The sequence below is a fragment of the Tenacibaculum larymnensis genome, from assembly GCF_028829235.1.
Taxonomy (GTDB): Bacteria; Bacteroidota; Bacteroidia; order Flavobacteriales; family Flavobacteriaceae; genus Polaribacter; species Polaribacter larymnensis.
In genome coordinates this window covers 106,675-124,312 of sequence record NZ_JAIWJY010000006.1, presented here as the reverse complement: position 1 = coordinate 124,312, position 17,638 = coordinate 106,675, and the positions used below count along the sequence as shown (strand labels likewise).

At 31.5% G+C, this 17,638-nt stretch carries 17 protein-coding genes and 2 tRNA genes; 11 read left to right on the top strand and 8 right to left on the bottom strand.

Annotated elements, in window-relative coordinates; translation table 11 throughout:
• Positions 1 to 24 precede the first annotated feature (24 nt).
• Positions 25 to 1,662, bottom strand: a complete 1,638-nt coding sequence (gene pafA, locus LCI24_RS10280) for an alkaline phosphatase PafA (protein ID WP_274640302.1) — start codon at positions 1,660 to 1,662, stop codon at positions 25 to 27.
• Positions 1,663 to 1,780: 118 nt separating this feature from the next.
• Between pafA and LCI24_RS10275 the strand changes: the two genes are divergently transcribed.
• The 9 genes from LCI24_RS10275 (at position 1,781) to LCI24_RS10235 (ending at position 9,624) form a co-directional block, all read left to right on the top strand.
• Positions 1,781 to 2,521: an MlaE family ABC transporter permease gene (locus LCI24_RS10275; protein ID WP_274640301.1), complete on the top strand. Its 741-nt coding sequence runs from the start codon at positions 1,781 to 1,783 to the stop codon at positions 2,519 to 2,521.
• A complete protein-coding gene (locus LCI24_RS10270) occupies positions 2,521 to 3,285 on the top strand; it encodes an ABC transporter ATP-binding protein (RefSeq protein ID WP_274640300.1) in 765 nt (254 codons plus the stop codon). Before LCI24_RS10275 ends, LCI24_RS10270 begins: the two co-directional genes overlap by 1 nt.
• A 134-nt stretch (positions 3,286 to 3,419) precedes the next feature.
• A tRNA-Lys gene (locus LCI24_RS10265) sits at positions 3,420 to 3,492 on the top strand.
• 47 nt (positions 3,493 to 3,539) lie between these two features.
• A tRNA-Tyr gene (locus LCI24_RS10260) sits at positions 3,540 to 3,622 on the top strand.
• Between the two features lie 114 nt (positions 3,623 to 3,736).
• Entirely contained in the window at positions 3,737 to 6,136 is a 2,400-nt protein-coding gene (locus LCI24_RS10255) for a TonB-dependent receptor (RefSeq protein WP_274640299.1), read from the top strand.
• Between the two features lie 70 nt (positions 6,137 to 6,206).
• Complete coding sequence (locus LCI24_RS10250; RefSeq protein WP_274640298.1) at positions 6,207 to 7,322, top strand: C1 family peptidase; 1,116 nt, start codon at positions 6,207 to 6,209, stop codon at positions 7,320 to 7,322.
• Between the two features lie 117 nt (positions 7,323 to 7,439).
• The gene (locus tag LCI24_RS10245; RefSeq protein WP_274640297.1) at positions 7,440 to 8,888 is read left to right on the top strand and encodes a DUF389 domain-containing protein; all 1,449 of its coding nucleotides are present in this window, start codon (positions 7,440 to 7,442) and stop codon (positions 8,886 to 8,888) included.
• A 29-nt stretch (positions 8,889 to 8,917) separates the two neighbouring features.
• Positions 8,918 to 9,328, top strand: coding sequence for a winged helix-turn-helix transcriptional regulator (locus tag LCI24_RS10240; protein ID WP_274640296.1), 411 nt, complete (start codon positions 8,918 to 8,920; stop codon positions 9,326 to 9,328).
• A gap of 8 nt (positions 9,329 to 9,336) precedes the next feature.
• Complete coding sequence (locus tag LCI24_RS10235; RefSeq protein ID WP_099214113.1) at positions 9,337 to 9,624, top strand: YciI family protein; 288 nt, start codon at positions 9,337 to 9,339, stop codon at positions 9,622 to 9,624.
• Between the two features lie 122 nt (positions 9,625 to 9,746).
• Here the strand turns inward: LCI24_RS10235 and LCI24_RS10230 are convergent, their stop codons facing one another.
• The 3 genes from LCI24_RS10230 to pdxH are packed head-to-tail and all read right to left on the bottom strand — an operon-like array spanning position 9,747 to position 11,818.
• Positions 9,747 to 10,643: a Ppx/GppA phosphatase family protein gene (locus tag LCI24_RS10230; RefSeq protein WP_274640395.1), complete on the bottom strand. Its 897-nt coding sequence runs from the start codon at positions 10,641 to 10,643 to the stop codon at positions 9,747 to 9,749.
• A gap of 8 nt (positions 10,644 to 10,651) precedes the next feature.
• Positions 10,652 to 11,140, bottom strand: coding sequence for a SixA phosphatase family protein (locus tag LCI24_RS10225; RefSeq protein ID WP_274640295.1), 489 nt, complete (start codon positions 11,138 to 11,140; stop codon positions 10,652 to 10,654).
• Positions 11,141 to 11,170: 30 nt separating this feature from the next.
• Positions 11,171 to 11,818 carry a pyridoxamine 5'-phosphate oxidase gene (pdxH, locus tag LCI24_RS10220; protein ID WP_274640294.1) on the bottom strand — a complete coding sequence of 216 codons (648 nt, stop codon included), beginning with the start codon at positions 11,816 to 11,818 and terminating at the stop codon, positions 11,171 to 11,173.
• A 235-nt stretch (positions 11,819 to 12,053) separates the two neighbouring features.
• On the opposite strand from pdxH, the gene LCI24_RS10215 reads away from it, so the two are divergent.
• Together LCI24_RS10215 and LCI24_RS10210 are read left to right on the top strand one after the other, a co-directional pair.
• Positions 12,054 to 14,210, top strand: a complete 2,157-nt coding sequence (locus LCI24_RS10215; protein ID WP_274640293.1) for a TonB-dependent receptor — start codon at positions 12,054 to 12,056, stop codon at positions 14,208 to 14,210.
• Positions 14,211 to 14,311: 101 nt separating this feature from the next.
• Positions 14,312 to 14,938 carry a tetratricopeptide repeat protein gene (locus LCI24_RS10210; protein WP_274640292.1) on the top strand — a complete coding sequence of 209 codons (627 nt, stop codon included), beginning with the start codon at positions 14,312 to 14,314 and terminating at the stop codon, positions 14,936 to 14,938.
• On the opposite strand, the gene LCI24_RS10205 is transcribed toward LCI24_RS10210, so the two are convergent.
• The 4 genes from LCI24_RS10205 to LCI24_RS10190 form a co-directional block, all read right to left on the bottom strand.
• Positions 14,935 to 15,612, bottom strand: a complete 678-nt coding sequence (locus tag LCI24_RS10205; protein ID WP_274640291.1) for an SGNH/GDSL hydrolase family protein — start codon at positions 15,610 to 15,612, stop codon at positions 14,935 to 14,937. The two genes, LCI24_RS10210 and LCI24_RS10205, sit on opposite strands and share 4 nt — an antisense overlap.
• A 14-nt stretch (positions 15,613 to 15,626) precedes the next feature.
• Positions 15,627 to 16,277, bottom strand: a complete 651-nt coding sequence (locus LCI24_RS10200; protein WP_274640394.1) for an ArsR/SmtB family transcription factor — start codon at positions 16,275 to 16,277, stop codon at positions 15,627 to 15,629.
• A gap of 60 nt (positions 16,278 to 16,337) precedes the next feature.
• Positions 16,338 to 16,808: a DinB family protein gene (locus tag LCI24_RS10195; protein WP_274640290.1), complete on the bottom strand. Its 471-nt coding sequence runs from the start codon at positions 16,806 to 16,808 to the stop codon at positions 16,338 to 16,340.
• Positions 16,809 to 16,991: 183 nt separating this feature from the next.
• A complete protein-coding gene (locus LCI24_RS10190; protein ID WP_274640289.1) occupies positions 16,992 to 17,627 on the bottom strand; it encodes a nitroreductase family protein in 636 nt (211 codons plus the stop codon).
• Positions 17,628 to 17,638: the final 11 nt, after the last annotated feature.

The following is a 17,638-nucleotide window of genomic DNA, read 5'->3' as shown; positions in this document are numbered from 1 at the left end:
CTATTTTTTATCTTCTAAGTTTTTCTATTCAAGAACCTCTTCAATAATTTTTCCAGAACATCCGTTAGGGAATTCTATCTGTAATAAATTAGAGATGGTAGGAGCTATATCTACAATTTCATATTTCTTTTTAGAAACACCGTGTTTAATTCCGTTTCCATAGAAAATCATAGGAATATGCGTGTCGTATGAGTACCCAGAACCGTGAGTGGTTCCTTTTCTAAAGCTACTTGCAATAGTTGATGGATTAGGCACTAAAATAACATCACCAGAAAGCTTTTGATTATAACCATTTTGTAATACATGTAAAACTCCGTTTGTAAAAGTAGTAGTCTGCATGGTTCTAGCAGTTACCGATTTATAAATCTTTTTATGATTAATGGCTTCATCCGCTATGGTTTGTGCTACATTTTCATAGTTAAGGTTTAACTCTCTAATCTTATCTTTATTTAAGAAAACTTGGAAGTTAGAAACATTTTCAATGATTTCGTCAGATTTAAAATGCTTTAAGGTAATTTCATTTAAAAAGTTTTTAAAAGCAACAGGCTTTACATAACCAGCAGGTATTTTTAAAGACTCTAAGTATGAAGGAACTTGTACAGCAGCATGATCTGCAGTTAAGAATAAGGTATAATTCCCTTTTCCAACTTGTGTATCTAAAAACTTAAATAATTCTGCTAAATCTTGATCTAAACGTAAATAAGTGTCTTCAATTTCTTTAGAAGCAACTCCAAATTGATGTCCAACATAATCAGTTGAAGAATAGCTAACCGCTAAAAAGTCAGTATATGCTGATTTTCCTAAGTTTTCACCAATAATAGCTGCTTTAGCAAAATCGGTTGTGATAGAGTTACCAGCAGGAATACCTTTTATAATGCTATAGTTGTTATTGCTTTTTCTTAATGTTGGAATATCGTGTGGAAAAACTGGCTTTTCTTCCCCTTTAAAAGTAGCTTCAAAATTATTATCATCTTCTATACTTTGTTTGTAGGTAGTAATATCATATAAAGTTTCCCAAGGCTTACTTAAGTATTCGTCTGCTTTTCCAGAAGCATTAAATTCTTGTACCCAATCAGGTAATTCATTTAAATAAAAAGAAGAAGAAATCCACTGTCCTTTATCACCACCATCAAACCAATAAGCAGCATTAGCAGTATGTCCTGCAGGTAAAATAGCAGAACGATCTTTTATAGCAACACCAATAGTTTTACCATTCATGTTTTGAGCTAATTTTAATTGATCAGTCATAGTTGTAGTAAACATTCTGTAAGGAGATTTTTTACCTCCTTCACCATCGTTACCAACTGTGTTGTAGTTATTATCATCAACACAATAAATGGTTTTCTTTAAATACTTATCGTACCAATGATTGCTAATAATACCATGGTTAGTAGGAGTTGTTCCTGTATATATAGAAGTATGTCCTACAGCTGTGTAGGTAGGAATATAATTGTAGTGTGCGTTTTCTAAAGAGTACCCCTCTCTAAGCAAACGTTTAAAACCGTCATTTCCATATCTATCAGCAAAACGAGTAAGGTAATCGTAACGCATTTGGTCAATAACAACACCAACTACAAGTTTTGGTTTTTGAGTATTTGTTTTTTTGTTAACAGAGCAGCTTGTTAAACATATTATAGCTGCTAAAAAAGCTATTTTTCTCATTTTGTTTTTTGAAAATTAAAACTCAAAGGTACACAAAAAGCAAGCTAAAACTTGTAAATAAGGCGATGAGTTAATGGTTTTTTAATACTTTAGCAAAAAAGAAAATATATTTCATTTAATGAATTACATTGAGCATATAGGTAAATACTTTTCAATGCTAAAACAGGTTTTTTCAAAACCTCAGAGGGCAAGAGTATTTCGTGAAGCTTTGTTTAGAGAAATAGATGAGTTAGGACATAAATCCATTGGAATTATAGCTTTTATCTCATTTTTTATTGGAGGAGTAATCGCTCTACAAACTGCGTTGAATTTAGAAAGTCCGTTTATACCAAAATCGTTGATTGGTTTTGCAGCAAAACGATCAGTAATTTTAGAGTTTGCACCTACATTTTGTTCTATTATCTTAGCAGGTAAAGTAGGGTCTTATATTACTTCAAGTATAGGAACAATGCGTGTAACTGAGCAAATAGATGCCCTAGAAGTAATGGGGATTAACTCACTAAATTATTTGGTATTGCCAAAAATAATAGCAACTGTTTTCTTTTATCCTTTTTTAATAATCTTAGGAATGTTTTTAGGAATTTTTGGCGGATGGGTAGCAGGAGTTTTATCTGGTTTGTTTTCAGGAGCAGATTATATTGCAGGAGTTCAATTAGATTTTGATCCGTTCCTTATAACCTATGCGTTGATAAAAACAGTAGTTTTTGCCTTTTTAATTGCTACAGTACCATCATATCATGGGTACTATGTAAAAGGAGGCTCATTAGAGGTTGGAAAAGCAAGTACACAATCGGTTGTTTGGACAACAGTACTTATCGTAATAGCAAACTATTTCTTAACTCAAATGTTATTAACCTAATGATAGAAGTAAATAATTTACATAAAGGATTTAATGGTGTTGAGATTTTAAAAGGAATTACAACTTCATTTAAACCAGGAGAAACAAGTTTGATAATTGGTCAGAGTGGTTCTGGAAAAACAGTGTTTTTAAAATCGTTAATTGGTTTACATACACCAGAAGAAGGAACGATTGTTTATGATGGGCTAGCTAATGTTGATATGACCTTAGAGGATAAACGTCAATTTCGTCAAGAATTAGGGATGGTATTCCAAGGAAGTGCTTTGTTCGATTCGCAAACAGTGGAAGAAAATGTAATGTTTCCTTTAAAGATGTTTACAAAGCAACCTGAAAGTGAAATGTTAGATAGGGTAAATTTTGTGTTGAACCGTGTAAACTTAGAGAACTCGAATAAAAAGTTTCCAGCAGAATTATCAGGAGGGATGCAAAAACGTGTAGCAATTGCGCGTGCGATTGTAATGAACCCTAAATATTTATTTTGTGATGAACCAAACTCTGGATTAGATCCTCAAACATCTATTGTTATAGATAACCTAATTCAAGAAATTACGGATGAATATAAAATTACCACAGTAATAAATACACACGACATGAATTCGGTGATGGAAATAGGAGATAAAATTGTTTTTCTTAAAAATGGAGTAAAAGCATGGGAGGGATCTCATAAAGAAATCTTCAAAACAGATAACGAAGCAGTGGTAGATTTTGTGTATTCATCTAATTTATTTAAAAAAGTAAGAAAAACATACTTAAATGATTTTTAGGTAACTTTCTGTTAATTAATAGGTAACAAAAAACATTAAAAATTTTTCAAAAAAACTTCTAAAAAATGTTTGTGGGAACAATAAAAGCTTCTATATTTGCACCCGCAAACGCAGAAAAGCAAAAGCAAAAAAATGACCGGGTAGCTCAGTTGGTAGAGCATCTCCCTTTTAAGGAGAGGGTCCTGGGTTCGAGCCCCAGCCCGGTCACTAGTAAAGCTTCTCGATTTTACTGAGAAGCTTTTTTTAAAAGCTTTGGGGAGATTCCAGAGCGGCCAAATGGGACGGACTGTAACTCCGTTGTCTTACGACTTCGCAGGTTCGAATCCTGCTCTCCCCACGAAAACTCAATCATAACGATTGAGTTTTTTTGTTATCACAATAATTTTGTTTAATGTTTTTTGTTTTTAATTAAACAAAATATGTATTTTTGTTCGATACTAAATATTTTGATATGAGAAAAGTGTTGATACTCTTGGTTTTACTTCAGTCGTTTACTGGAATGTCTCAAAATGAAGGAGTAATTTCAGGAAAAGTTGTTGATTCTAAAACAAGAGAAGTACTTCCTTTTGTTAATGTTTTGGTATATGGAACAAAAATAGGAGCAGTTTCAAGTGAAAAAGGAGAGTTTGTATTGAAAAATGTTCCTTTGGGGTATAATAAAATACAGGCTTCGTTTGTCGGCTATAAGACGTTAATTTCTGATGAGTATTTAGTTACTAAAGATAATTCGCCATATATAACCTTAGAGTTGATTGAAGATGCAACACAGTTAAAAGAAGTTCAAATACAAGCACCATTATTTAAAGAATCTGTAGATAGCCCATTATCACTTCAAAGTTTAGGAATAGCTGAAATAGAAAAGAACCCAGGAGGAAATAGAGATGTCTTAAAGGTTATTCAATCTTTTCCTGGAGTAGCCTCCAATCCTGGATTTAGAAATGATATTATTATTAGAGGAGGAGCAACTTCTGAGAATAAGTTTTACTTAGATGGAATTGAAGTTCCTGTAATAAATCACTTTCAAACCCAAGGGGCAACTGGTGGGCCAGTAGGAATTATGAATGCAGATTTAATTCGTAAGGTAGATTTTTATTCAAGTGCATTTCCAGCAAACAGAGGTAACTCTTTGAGTTCTGTTATAGAGTTTACTCAAAAAAGAGGAAATCCAAATTCACTAAACACAAGAGCAACTATTGGAACTTCAGACGCAGGAATAACCTTAGATGGTCCATTAGGAAAGAATACGACTTTTATGTTTTCTGCACGTCAATCGTATTTACAGTTTTTATTTAAGTTGATAAAACTTCCTTTTTTACCAACATACAGCGATTTTCAAGTAAATGTTAAATCACAATTATCAAAAAACGGTGAATTATCAATAGTTGCTTTGGGAGCTATTGATGATTTTGAAATAAATAAAGAGGTAAATGATGGTGAAACAGATTTAGAAACGATAAAGAGAAATAAAGTTATTTTAAACTCTGTTCCTGTAAATAGTCAATGGAATTATACGGTAGGTGCCAGTTATAAGTATTTTGCACCAAACTCAACACATTTAGTTGTGCTTAGTCGAAATGAGTGGAAAAACAAGGCAGTAAAGTACTTTTTAAATGAAGAAATACCAGCAAACTTACTGTTAGATTATTCATCAAAAGAAATAGAGAATAAGTTACGATATGAAAACAGTTTTGAAAGTGACAATAAGATTGATTTTAATCTAGGTTTTAATTTGGAAACTGCAAGATATACGAATAACAATTATCAGAAAAATGCTAATTCAGATGGAGTAACGATCTACGATTTTAATTCAGCTATAGATTTTGTTAAATATGGAGTTTTCGGACAAGTATCAAAAAGATATTTAGATGAAAAGTTAGGAGTTTCTTTTGGTTTTAGAATGGATGGGATAGATTATAATTCAACAATGAAAAACCCGTTCAATCAATTTTCACCACGATTGTCGTTGAGCTATGATTTGTCAGAAAAATGGATGATAAGCTCTTCCGTAGGACGCTATTATCAATTACCGTCTTATACAGTATTAGGATATAAAAACGATATAGGCGAATTTGAGAATAAAAATGGATTGAAGTATATACAATCAGATCATTTTGTAAGTGGATTAAGTTACAAGCCTAATACAAGCTCAAAAATAACTTTTGAAGGGTTTTATAAAGGATATAAAGACTATCCGTTTTCGCTAAGAAATCAAATAAGCTTAGCAAACCTAGGTGCTGATTTTGGCATTATAGGAAATGAAGCAGTGAGTTCAACATCTGAAGGTCGAGCGTATGGATTTGAGTTATTGGCACAGAAAAAATCATATAGCGGACTGTATGGAATAGCATCGTATACTTTTGTAAGAAGTGAGTTTAAAGATGCACAAGGTGGATACATTCCTTCAACATGGGATAATAAACACTTGTTAACAATTACAGCAGGAAAAAAATTAAACAGAAACTGGGAAATAGGAACTAAGTTTCGATTAGTTGGTGGTAAACCTTATACACCATACGATTTAGATGCTTCTTCTTTAAAAGATAATTATGATGTGCAAAACGGCGGGATTTTAGATTATGCCAAACTAAACACAGAAAGATTAGATACGTATACACAACTAGATATACGTGTAGATAAAACTTGGTTCTTAAAAAAAGCGGCTATAAACTTATATTTAGATGTTCAAAATATATATGCTAGTAGCTCTAAACAGCAACCATTTTTATTGCCTATTGAAGATGGGAATGGAAGAGTAACCGACCCTAATGATAGTTCAAGGTATTTACTAGAGGAAATAGAAAGTACAACAGGAAGAGCTTTACCACGTATTGGCGTTATAGTAGATTTTTAACACTTTTGAAGTTTAATAATCTTTTAAAAAGAGTAAATTGCTTGCTTAAATTATCATAAGATTTTTAAACATGAAAAAAATTCTATTAGGAGCGGCATTAACTTTTTTAAGTATAACTTCAACTTCAGCACAAAAGTATCAGTTTTCAACAGTAAAAGATATTGAAGACACTGAAGTTAAAAGTCAAGGAAGAACAGGAACATGTTGGAGTTTTTCTACAACCTCTTTTTTAGAATCAGAAATTATCAGATTAACAGGTAAAAACATTGATTTATCAGAAATGTATACGGTTCGTAATACCTATTCAGATAAAGCAAATAATTACTTATACCGCCAAGGAAAAGCACAATTTAGCGAAGGAGGTTTAGCGCACGATGTAATTAATTCAGTAGAAAAATACGGATTAGTACCTGAGGAAGTTTTTACTGGTTTAGATCTTGGGCAAGACAGACATAATCACGCTGAAATGATTGCGGTGTTAAAATCGATGTTAGACGCTTACATTAAAAACCCAGCAGGAGAATTAAGCCCTAAATGGAAGCAATCGATAGAAAGTGTTTTAGATGTGTATTTGGGGAAAAATAAAGAAGAGTTCACTTTCGAAGGAAAAAAATATACTCCTAAATCGTTTGCAGAATATGTAAAAATAGATCCTTCAAACTATGTAACGATTAGTTCTTTTGAGCATGCAAAAAAATACGATCAGTTCATTTTAAACATTCCTGATAATTTTTCAAATGGAGCATTTTATAATGTTTCTTTAGACGAATTAGTAGCTGTAACAGAAGAAGCTATTAAAAAAGGATATACAGTAGAGTTAGACTGTGATGTTTCAGAAAAAACATTTTCATCAAAAAGTGGAGTTGCTGTAATTCCTGCGAGTAGTACAGAAAATAAAAAAGCGTTGACAGAAATTGTAGAAGAAAAAACAATTACACCAAGTTTACGACAAACAGAATTTGAAAATTTTAACACAACCGATGATCACTTAATGCATATTGTAGGTTTGGTAAAAGACCAAAAAGGAAACACCTATTTTAAAGTAAAGAATTCTTGGGGTAAAAATCAAGGAAATCAGGGGTATGTGTATATGTCAGTTCCTTACTTCAAATTAAAAACAATATCTGTTTTATTACATAAAGATGGAATTTCACCAAAATTGAAAAACAAGCTAGGTATTAAATAAGAAAAACTTTTTAAGAGTATATAAAACGCTTGAAGGTTCAGAATCTTCAAGCGTTTTTTATATCTTTTCTAATTTGGGAATTTCGTATCTTTCCAAAGTTAACAAAAATCAAAATTTATGGAAGAAAATAAACAAGAAGAAGCTGCAGAGCAGTCAAAGCAGGAGATACAGCAGGATGCGAAAGGTTTATGGGAAAAGATAAAGAAGTTTATATTAGAGCTTCTAGATTTTAGAGATGATACAGACCAAGAGGCAACAATAGAAGCAATAAAAAGCGATATTTCTTTCAAAGGAGCCACAGCGTGGATTTTAATATGTTCTATTTTTGTGGCGTCTATTGGATTAAATGCAAATTCAACAGCAGTAGTAATTGGAGCCATGTTAATATCTCCTTTAATGGGACCTATTTTAGGAGTAGGAATGTCAATTGCTATTAACGATATTGATACATTACGCAAATCGTTAACAAACTTAGCTACAATGATTGTGTTAAGTTTATTAACAGCGTTTTTGTTCTTTTTTATATTTCCACTTCGTGAAGAAACCTCAGAGCTATTAGGTAGGGTAAGACCCGATATTCGAGATGTGTTAATTGCTTTCTTTGGTGGTTTAGCATTAATTATCGCACGAACTAAAAAAGGTACGATTGCTTCTGTAATATTTGGTGTAGCAATTGCTACAGCCTTAATGCCGCCATTGTGTACAGCAGGGTATGGTTTGGCAATAGGTAATTTTGACTACTTCCTTGGTGCGATGTATTTGTTTACAATCAACACCATTTTTATTGCTTTAGCAACTTTCCTAGTGTTGAAGTTATTAGGGTTTACAATGATTCGTTATGTAAATTCTGCTAAACGTAAAAGAATAGCACAAATAGCATCTTTTATTGCCTTTTTAGTAATGGTTCCTGCTGTGTTTACTTTCGTGGGAGTATATAATGAAAGTGTAATTGATGCAAGCTATAAAAGGTTTTTAAAAGCGAAAGTATATGATAATCCTAACTTATGGTTACAGCGTGAAAAGCTAGAAGTTAAAGAAAAAACGATAAAGTTATTTTTTAACGGTGATGTAAGTGATGCAACAGAATCCTTTTTGAGAAATGAATTAAAAAACTTCCCAAAAATAGACTCTTATTCTTTGGTTATCAACGAAAACAAAGCAAAAAGTGTTGATAGGGTAGTAGATGCGTATGATAGGGCAGTAAAAGAGTTAGATCAAAAAGATAATGTTATAAAAGGTCTGCATATGGAGATTGATGATTTAAAAAGAACAATTTCTAATTTAAATCAAACCATTGAACAAGATGCTTTATACAGAGATAAAAACTCAATTCCTTTTAGTAAAATTAGTACAGAAGCTAAAATTCGATTTAACGATATTAAAGAAATGAGTTTGGCAAAAGTATTATCATCAAGTGATTTTATAAAAGTAGATACAACAACCGTAGTCTCTGTAAAATGGAATGCAAAATTAAAAGACTCTGTCATTGTAAAAAATGAAAATGAATTAAGAAGCTGGATACAAAAAGAGTTAAAGACAGATAAAATTCAACTAAGAAGAAAATAGATAGTCTTCTGATTATTAAACAAAGCTGAATGAATTATTTATTCGGCTTTATTTTAAAAATAACTACTACAATTTTTGTAGTTAACTACAAAAATTGTAGTTTTGAAAGCAATATGAATATACCCAAACCAGGAAAATCAGTAAGAGGTTCTAAATCAGGAAAACCTATTATGGCACTTTTTGATTTGTTAGGACGTAATTGGACAATGAGTATCATTTGGCATTTGAATGACGCTCCAAAATCATTTAGTGATTTAGAAAAACTATGTAATGATATTTCACCTACAACTTTGAATACAAGGTTAAAAGAGCTTCAGAAAACCTTTATCATAGAAAAAGTTGTTGAAGGCTATAAACTAACAGATATAGGAGAAGAATTATTTGTTCTGTTTGAGCCTTTAAGAGAATGGTCGTCAAAATGGTCAGAAAAATTTAACTAAAAACAGATATGTTTATAATCAACTTTAATTTTATTAAACCTATAGAAGAGGTTAATAAATACACAGAATCACATAGAGATTATGTAGCTGAACAATATGAAAAAGGTAAGTTTATTATTGGTGGACCCAAAGTACCACGTGAAGGAGGAATAGTATTGTCTAATTCATGTACAAAAGAAGAGGTCATCGAAATATTAAGTAAAGATCCTTTAATAGTTAAAGGATTAGCTGAATATAGTTTAACTGAATTCTCGCCAATGATGAGTACAGAAAATTTAAATTCTTATGTAAAATAAAAAACCGAGCTGTACAGCTCGGTTTTATTTTTTGATTACTTGTTAGAGTATTCATAGTAAATAAGAGAAAACTCTAATTACTTATTATATGACACTATAATATTAAAAGAGTCACAAAAAAGTTAAAGCTTATTGAAATATAAACTTTTTATGATTCCGTCTGAAAGTCCAATTTTAGGAACATATATTTTTCTTGCTCCACTCCATTTCATGGCAGATAAGTATATTTTTGTAGCAGGAATAATTACATCAGCTCTATCAGGATTTAAACTTAACTCTGAAATTCGTTCTTGATAACTCATCTTTTTTAAGAACTGATATTGAGCGTTAAGATAAATATAAGAAATAGGTTTACCAGCATCTCTACCAGACATTTTAAATAGCTTGTTGATGTTTCCACCAGAACCAATTAAAGAAATACGTTTGTATTCGCTTGTATTTTCTTCAATCCATTTTTGAACCTTTTTAAAAAGTGCTTTATTTTCAGGTTTGGTGTTGTTAAGTACGCGAACTGTACCTATTTTAAAGGATTTAGAGTTTATAATTTTTCCTTTAGAAAATAAGGTAAACTCTGTACTACCACCACCTACATCTACATATAAGTAGGTAGATTCAGATTTTATTAATTGATTTAAATCAGTTGATGAGATTATTGCAGCTTCTTTTTTACCATCAATAATATCAATTTTAACTTCAGTATTTTTTAAAATAGTAGCAGCAACTTCCTCTCCGTTTTCTGCTTCTCGCATAGCCGATGTTGCACAGGCCTTGTATTTTTCAACACCATGAATTTTCATGATTAACTTAAAGGCTTGCATTGCATCAAGCATTCTTTGAGTATTAGCCTCTGAAATTTTCCCAGAAACAAAAGCGTCAGCTCCCAAACGAATAGGTACACGAACTAAGGATGATTTTTTAAACTGTGGTTCTTTGTTTTTTTCTTCAATAACGTTGGCTACTAATAACCTTACTGCATTAGATCCAATATCAATAGCGCCGTACTTCTTTATCTTCAAAATGTATTGATTTATCTATGGTTTTTAGGAAATTCTACTAAAATTGTATTTCCTTTCTTAATATCTTTCCAATGTTTTGTATCAAACTCTATTCCAACAACACCACAAGTAGCTACATGGGCAATAGGTTTATTTCCAAATTTATTAACAAAACTATTAATACCGTGATCGTGACTAAATACAATAGCACTGTTAAAGCTATCATCAAGAGCCTTTACAGTTTTTACCAAATACCCATCACTAAAGCTATACAGCTGGCGCTTTATTTTAAGGTTGGATAAAGGATATCCGAAGTTCTCACAAAAAATAACAGCCGTATGAAGTGCTCTATTGGCACTACTAGAAAGAAATACATCGGGTCTTTGTATTTCTCCTGCTAGGTACTTAGATAAAAGATGGGCATCGTTAATACCACGTTCTTTTAATGGTCTGTCAATATCTTTAACGCTCTCATATTTCCAAGATGATTTCGCGTGACGAACGATATAAAGTGTTTTCATTTAATTATAAAATGCTATGTAAATATAAAACTAAGGAGCTAAACGTTCAAGTTTCCAAGAAAAATCTTTTTGTAAAGTATATCTAATACGATCGTGCATACGGTTAGGTCGTCCTTGCCAAAACTCAATAGAAACAGGTTTAACTAGAAAACCACCCCAATGTTTGGGCCTAGGTATGTCTTGATTTTCAAACTTTTTTTCAAAGGAAACAAGATTGTTATCTAGCTCATTACGAGAAGTCACTACTTCACTTTGGTTAGAAGCCCAAGCACCTAATTTACTTCCGTCTGGTCTCGATTCGAAATAACCATCAGATAAATTCTCAGCAAGTTTTTCAGCTTTCCCTTTAATAATAATTTGTTGCTCTAAACCAGACCAGAAAAATGACAAACACACATGATTGTTGTTTAAAATAGCCTTTCCTTTTTCTGAATTATAGTTGGTATAAAAAATAAAACCTTCCCATGTATATTTCTTTAATAAAACAACTCTACTTTTTGGAAAACCATCTAACCCAATAGATGCAATTGTCATAGCATTTGCTTCATCTACCATTTCAGATTCATCTGCAGTAAAAAACCAATCCCTAAATAATTCAATAGGATTTTCAGGACAGTTATTCTCTAGTAACTCTCTTTTTTCGTAAGATTTTCTATAGTCACTTAAATCGTGTGCCATTCTTCTTAATTTATACTATGTAAAAGTACAACATTATCAAAAGTATTGTAAGTGTTGGGTATTAAAATTTAGCAAGATTTGAATAATTAAAAGCAAGAAAGGTAAAATGAAGATAGTTAAGTAGTTTTAGTTTTGATGCGTAAAACAATTCATCCGTAAAATTATACAGTTGAGTATTTCTTTTTGTGTTGAAGTTTAAAAAGAAAGCAGTTTTGTGGTGTCAAAAACAAACAGAATGAAACATTTATTACTTGCTATATGCTTTTTAATGCATACACTATTAATTGCACAAACAACTATTTCAGGAAAAGTAACCGATACAAAAGGTCATCCTATAGAAGGGGCAAATGTATACTTAGAAGGAACTTACGACGGAACTTCATCTGACGAAAAAGGAAATTTCTCATTTACAACTTCAGAGAAAGGACAACAAACATTAACGGTGTCTTTTATTTCATTTGAAACATATATAAAAACAGCGAATGTTTCAATGTTCAAAAACTTAAAAATAGTACTTCGAGAAGATGTTAATACTTTGGATGCAGTAAATATAAATGCAGGAACTTTTGAAGCAGGAGATAATGCAAAAGTAACAGCGTTAAAACCTTTAGATGTAGTAACAACAGCAAGTGCTCTGGGAGATTTTGTTGGTGCGCTACAAACCTTGCCAGGTACTTCTTCGGTTAGTGAAGATGGGCGTTTATTTGTTCGTGGAGGAGAGGCAGACGAGACACAAATTTTTATAGATGGAATCCGCGTATTTACACCGTACAGTCCTTCTGCGCGTAACATCCCTACTCGCGGACGATTTTCTCCTTTTTTGTTTAAAGGAATTACATTTTCTACAGGAGGCTATTCAGCAGAATACGGTCAAGCGCTATCGAGTGTTTTATTACTGAACACAAATGACGAAGCCATCAAAGAAAAAACTGATATCTCATTAATGACGGTTGGTTTAGGAGTAGGAAATACTCAGGTATTTGGAAAAAACTCGCTAAGTGTGAACGCTTCGTATATCAATTTAGCACCTTATCAAAAATTATTTCCCGATAGGAATACTTGGAACAAACCAGTACAATCATTAAATGGTGAAGCTGTATATCGTTTTAGATTTAAAAATGAGTCTTTGTTGAAGTTGTACGGAGCTTATAGTTATACTGATTTTGATATGATTCAAGAGGATATTAATTATGAAGATGGATTTCGTTTTGGATTGAAAAATAGAAACTTGTATTTCAATGGTTCCTATAAACAACATTTAGCTAATAACTGGACAATTTCAGGTGGAGCATCGTTTACCAACGATAATTCAAAAATGAATATACTGAATGATAAAGTTGTAGATAATGAAAACTCAGCTCATGTTAAAGCAACATTAAAAAAGAGATTTTCAAACCGATTTAAATTAAGTTTTGGTGCAGAGTATTTTATAACTGATTTCTCTGAAGATTACAACAGTGAAACGAATGGAAATGCTACTTATGGATTTGATAATAATATCTTTGGAAGTTTTGTTGAAGCAGATATCTTCTTTTCTAAGAAACTAGCAACAAAAGTAGGAGTACGTATAGAAAACTCTGAGTTGTTAGATGAATTTACAGTTTCTCCAAGAGCTTCTATAGCATACAAATCAGGAGAAAATGCACAGTTTTCATTTGCTTACGGACGTTTTTATCAAAACCCTAAGAATGAGTACTTAAAATTCAACACACAATTTAAAGCAGAAAACACTTCTCATTTTATAGCAAATTATCAGTATGTAAAAAACAAACAGATTTTAAGAATAGAAGGGTATTATAAAAAGTATCAAGATTTAGTAAAATATGATACTGACATAGCGTTGCCATATTCTAATTACTCAAACTTAGGAGAAGGATTTTCTAAAGGAATAGATGTTTTTTGGAGAGATAATAAAAATATAAAAAACACAGATTATTGGGTTTCTTATTCGTTTTTAGATACAGAAAGAGATTATAAAAATTACTCAACAAAAGCTACACCAAATTTTGCATCAAAACACAACTTATCGGTCGTAGCAAAACATTGGATAGAAGATTGGAAAAGTCAAATTGGGATGAGTTATAATTTTGCTTCAGGTAGAAGTTATACAAATCCTAATAAAGGTGGGTTTTTAAACCAAAAAACAAAGAATTATAATTCTGTAAGCTTGAATTGGGCATACCTAATTAGCCAACAAAAAATACTGTATTTCTCGGTAAATAATGTTTTAGGTACTCAAAACGTATTTGGGTATAATTATAAAAACACACCAAACTCAGTAGGGACTTACAATCGACAAGCTATAATACCATCGGCTGATAGTTTCTTTTTTGTTGGATTCTTTTGGACGATAAGTGATAATAAAAAAGATAACCAGTTAAATAACCTTTAAACAATGACAATTCAGTTATAAAAAGCAACAGTTCATTATAGTATTTTATATAAATAATAACAATAAAAAGATATTTGAAGCATTAATTAAAATCAATTAACATGAAGAAAATTATTATAGTTTTAGTATTAGTATTTACAGTAAGTATATCAGCACAAGATAAATACGAAAAAGGAATGGCAAAAGCCTTTGAGCTTTGGAAAGGGAATAAAACAACGGAGGCAGCTCAATTATTCGAGCGAATTTCTAAAGCTGAAAAAGACAACTGGTTACCGTCTTATTATGCAGGGATGATTAACATCTTAGAGAGTTTTCAAATAAAAGAAGAAGCATCGTTAATTGCCAAATTAAATAAGGCACAAGAGTTTTTAGATACTGCAAAATCTATTTCACCAGAAAATCCGGAAATATTAATTACACAGGCATTATTACATGTTTCATATATGGCTTTTGATGGACAGAAGTACGGGATGACTATGTCGATGAAAAATGCAGCGTTGTATGAAAAAGCATTGAAAATAGCTCCTAATAATCCGAGAGTTATTTTAAGTAAGGCAGAATCTGATATGGGAGCAGCTCGTTTTTTTGGACAATCTACAGAACCTTTTTGTAATAATGTAAAAAGAGCTATTGAGTTAGGAAAGGAAGAAAAAATAAAAGAAAAGTTTTATCCTAAGTTTAATGTACAAAGAGCAGAACAGGTGTTGAAAAAATGTATGAAGTCTTAATGTTTTTGTACTAACTGAATTAATAAGTTAAAAGAATCTTCATCAGCTACCCATTTTTTATTTTTTTTAAAAGGGAGTTGTTGAAGGTTTTTTGTAGGATATAATTGATGAAAAACAGTAAGAGCAGCTACAAAACTTCCAGCAGTAGAAGGATGGAAGTTATCCAAGCTATATAAAGATTCTTTACCTTTATAGGAATTGTATTCTTTCCATATATTTCCCACAGGAAACAATAAAGCATTATTCTGTTTGGCGGCAGATTTATGATTCTCTATTACTTTATCAAAAGTATGGTAATATCTAACAGATGGCCATACCATAAAGTAACCAAGTTTGGTGTTGTATTTCTCACAAAGTGCTTGTAAAGTAGCTCCGTCTTGTATTAGCATTCTTCTTCCTTCTGCTTGTGAGGAAGGACCTTGTTGAATAATTAGATAATCGAATTGTTTTTTTGCTAATAGTTTTTGAAGTTTTCCGTCGTTAATATGATCAATAATAGCATAATTAGGAAAACATAAGCTTTTGGTTTTAATAGTAATTCCTTGTTGTTTTCCGATATACTCTAACATTTTAGGTATGTTGTTCGTATAGGTTAAACTATTTCCAACAAATAATATTTGTTGTGCTTGAACTGAAAGTTGAAAAAAGAGTAGTATGTAGAGTAGCTTCTTCAAGGGTAATGATATTTTTACACCTCTAAATTTAGCCTATTTTTTAATTCTATTCTACCAATAGAGGTAATAATAACTTCTCTAGAGTTTGGTTTTTTACGTAACCAATCTTTTTTTATCATTACTTCGAGAAGAGAAGCTCCCAATGCCCCTGCAATATGATGCTTTCTTTCACTCCAATCTAAACATTGATGAGCAAAAGAACGTTTTTTAAGTTGAATAACGTTAATATCTACGCCAACTTCATTAAACCATTCTTTTCCATATTGAGTAACAACATAATTTTTATCAGAAATTTTAATGATCTTATTGTTTAATAAAGAAGTTGTCATTTTTACACCAAGGCTGCCAGCTAAATGATCGTAGCAAGTTCTAGCGTAGGTAAAATCATTCAGTTTAGGAGTTTTAATTTTCTTGTAATCGTTATCTATAGAGATTAAACTAGCCATTGATTCTATAACCTGTGCAGCATCTTCGTTAGCAAATTTAAAGTAGCGATGTCTTCCTTGTTTTTCAACTGATAAGATGTTTGCTGAAACCAATTTTTTTAAATGATTACTTGCTGATTGCAACGATATATTTGCACTTGTTGCTAATTCTGTAGCAGTGTAGGCTCTACCGTCTAGTAAATTCCACAACATGATAGCACGAGACTTATCTCCTAAAATAGCAGCGATTTTACTAAACTGATGTTCTAACTCTTCGATAGTAGTAAATTTTATATTGTTTTAATCCCATATTAGAGAGCGTTTAACATTAAGTGTTCTTAAATATCCTAACAGTTGACCAGCATGAACAGCTTCATGATACACCATTCTGTTTAAATAATCTCCTAATGTTTTACTTTGATTAACTTCTTTTCGTTCAATGCGTATATTCTCTAAATCAGCTTCATTAAGTGTTCTTATCATCTCTATAAAACTGTTATGATATTTTTCAGCAAAGCTAAGTTCATTTTTTAAATCTGAGTACGCTAAATTTTCCCAAGGAGATTTATAGTCACCTAAATCACCTCTGTTTTTAATAATTGTATGAAATAAATGTTCACCTTCTAGGGTGTGTCTTATCATTTCGATAATTGAGAAGGCTTCTGCATCAGGTTTCCAGTTTAAAAATTCATCAGGAATCCCTTTCCACAGTTTTATGCTTCGTCTTCTTGTTTCTGAAAAGTTTAATAGTATATTTTCTATAGCGTTCATAGTTACCTTATTGTTGTTAGAGTGTAAAAGTACATGACGCTTTTATATCCTACTTCATTTTAAAATGAAGTATGGATTTTACGTTAATTAAAAAACAAATGCTTTTCTATAAACAGGCAAAGCTGTAAGAAAAGCATTTAGTTGAGTGTTTTACTTTTTGATAAAACGTTGTTTATTGCTGTACTATTTTACATCAATAACGAATTCATCTCTAGGAATTCTAACTTTTTTCATTGGTTTAATCCAGTCCTTTTCATCGTCGGCATAACCAATGTACATCAATGATACACTTTTTAAGCCCATTTTATCTAATTCTAAAACTTCATCAACTACTTTATTGTCAAACCCTTCAGCAGGACAAGTATCTACTTTTAATTCAGCTGCTTGTGCTAAAGCTAAACCTAAAGCAATATAAGTTTGTCTAGATGTGTGTGCAAAGTTAACTTCATTTGGAAGCTCTAAATACACTTTTTTAAGCATGTCTGTATAGCTACTAAATCTACCTCTAGGTAATCCTCTTTCATCTGTAGTATAGTCGAAAACTTTGTCTATTCTTTCAGCTGTATAGTTGTCCCAAGCAGCAAAAACTAACACATGTGAACAGTCTTTCATAGAATCAGGGTTTAAAGCTCCTTGTATTAGCTTTTCTTTAACCTCCTGATTTGATATCGAAATAACTCTAAATTGTTGTAACCCCGATGAGGTTGGTGCTAATCTAGCAGCTTCAATAATTTTTTCAATATTTTCTTCACTTACTTTTTTATTTGGATCAAAAGCTTTTACAGCATGTCTCCAGTTAAGATTTTCTATTAATGACATTATATTAATAT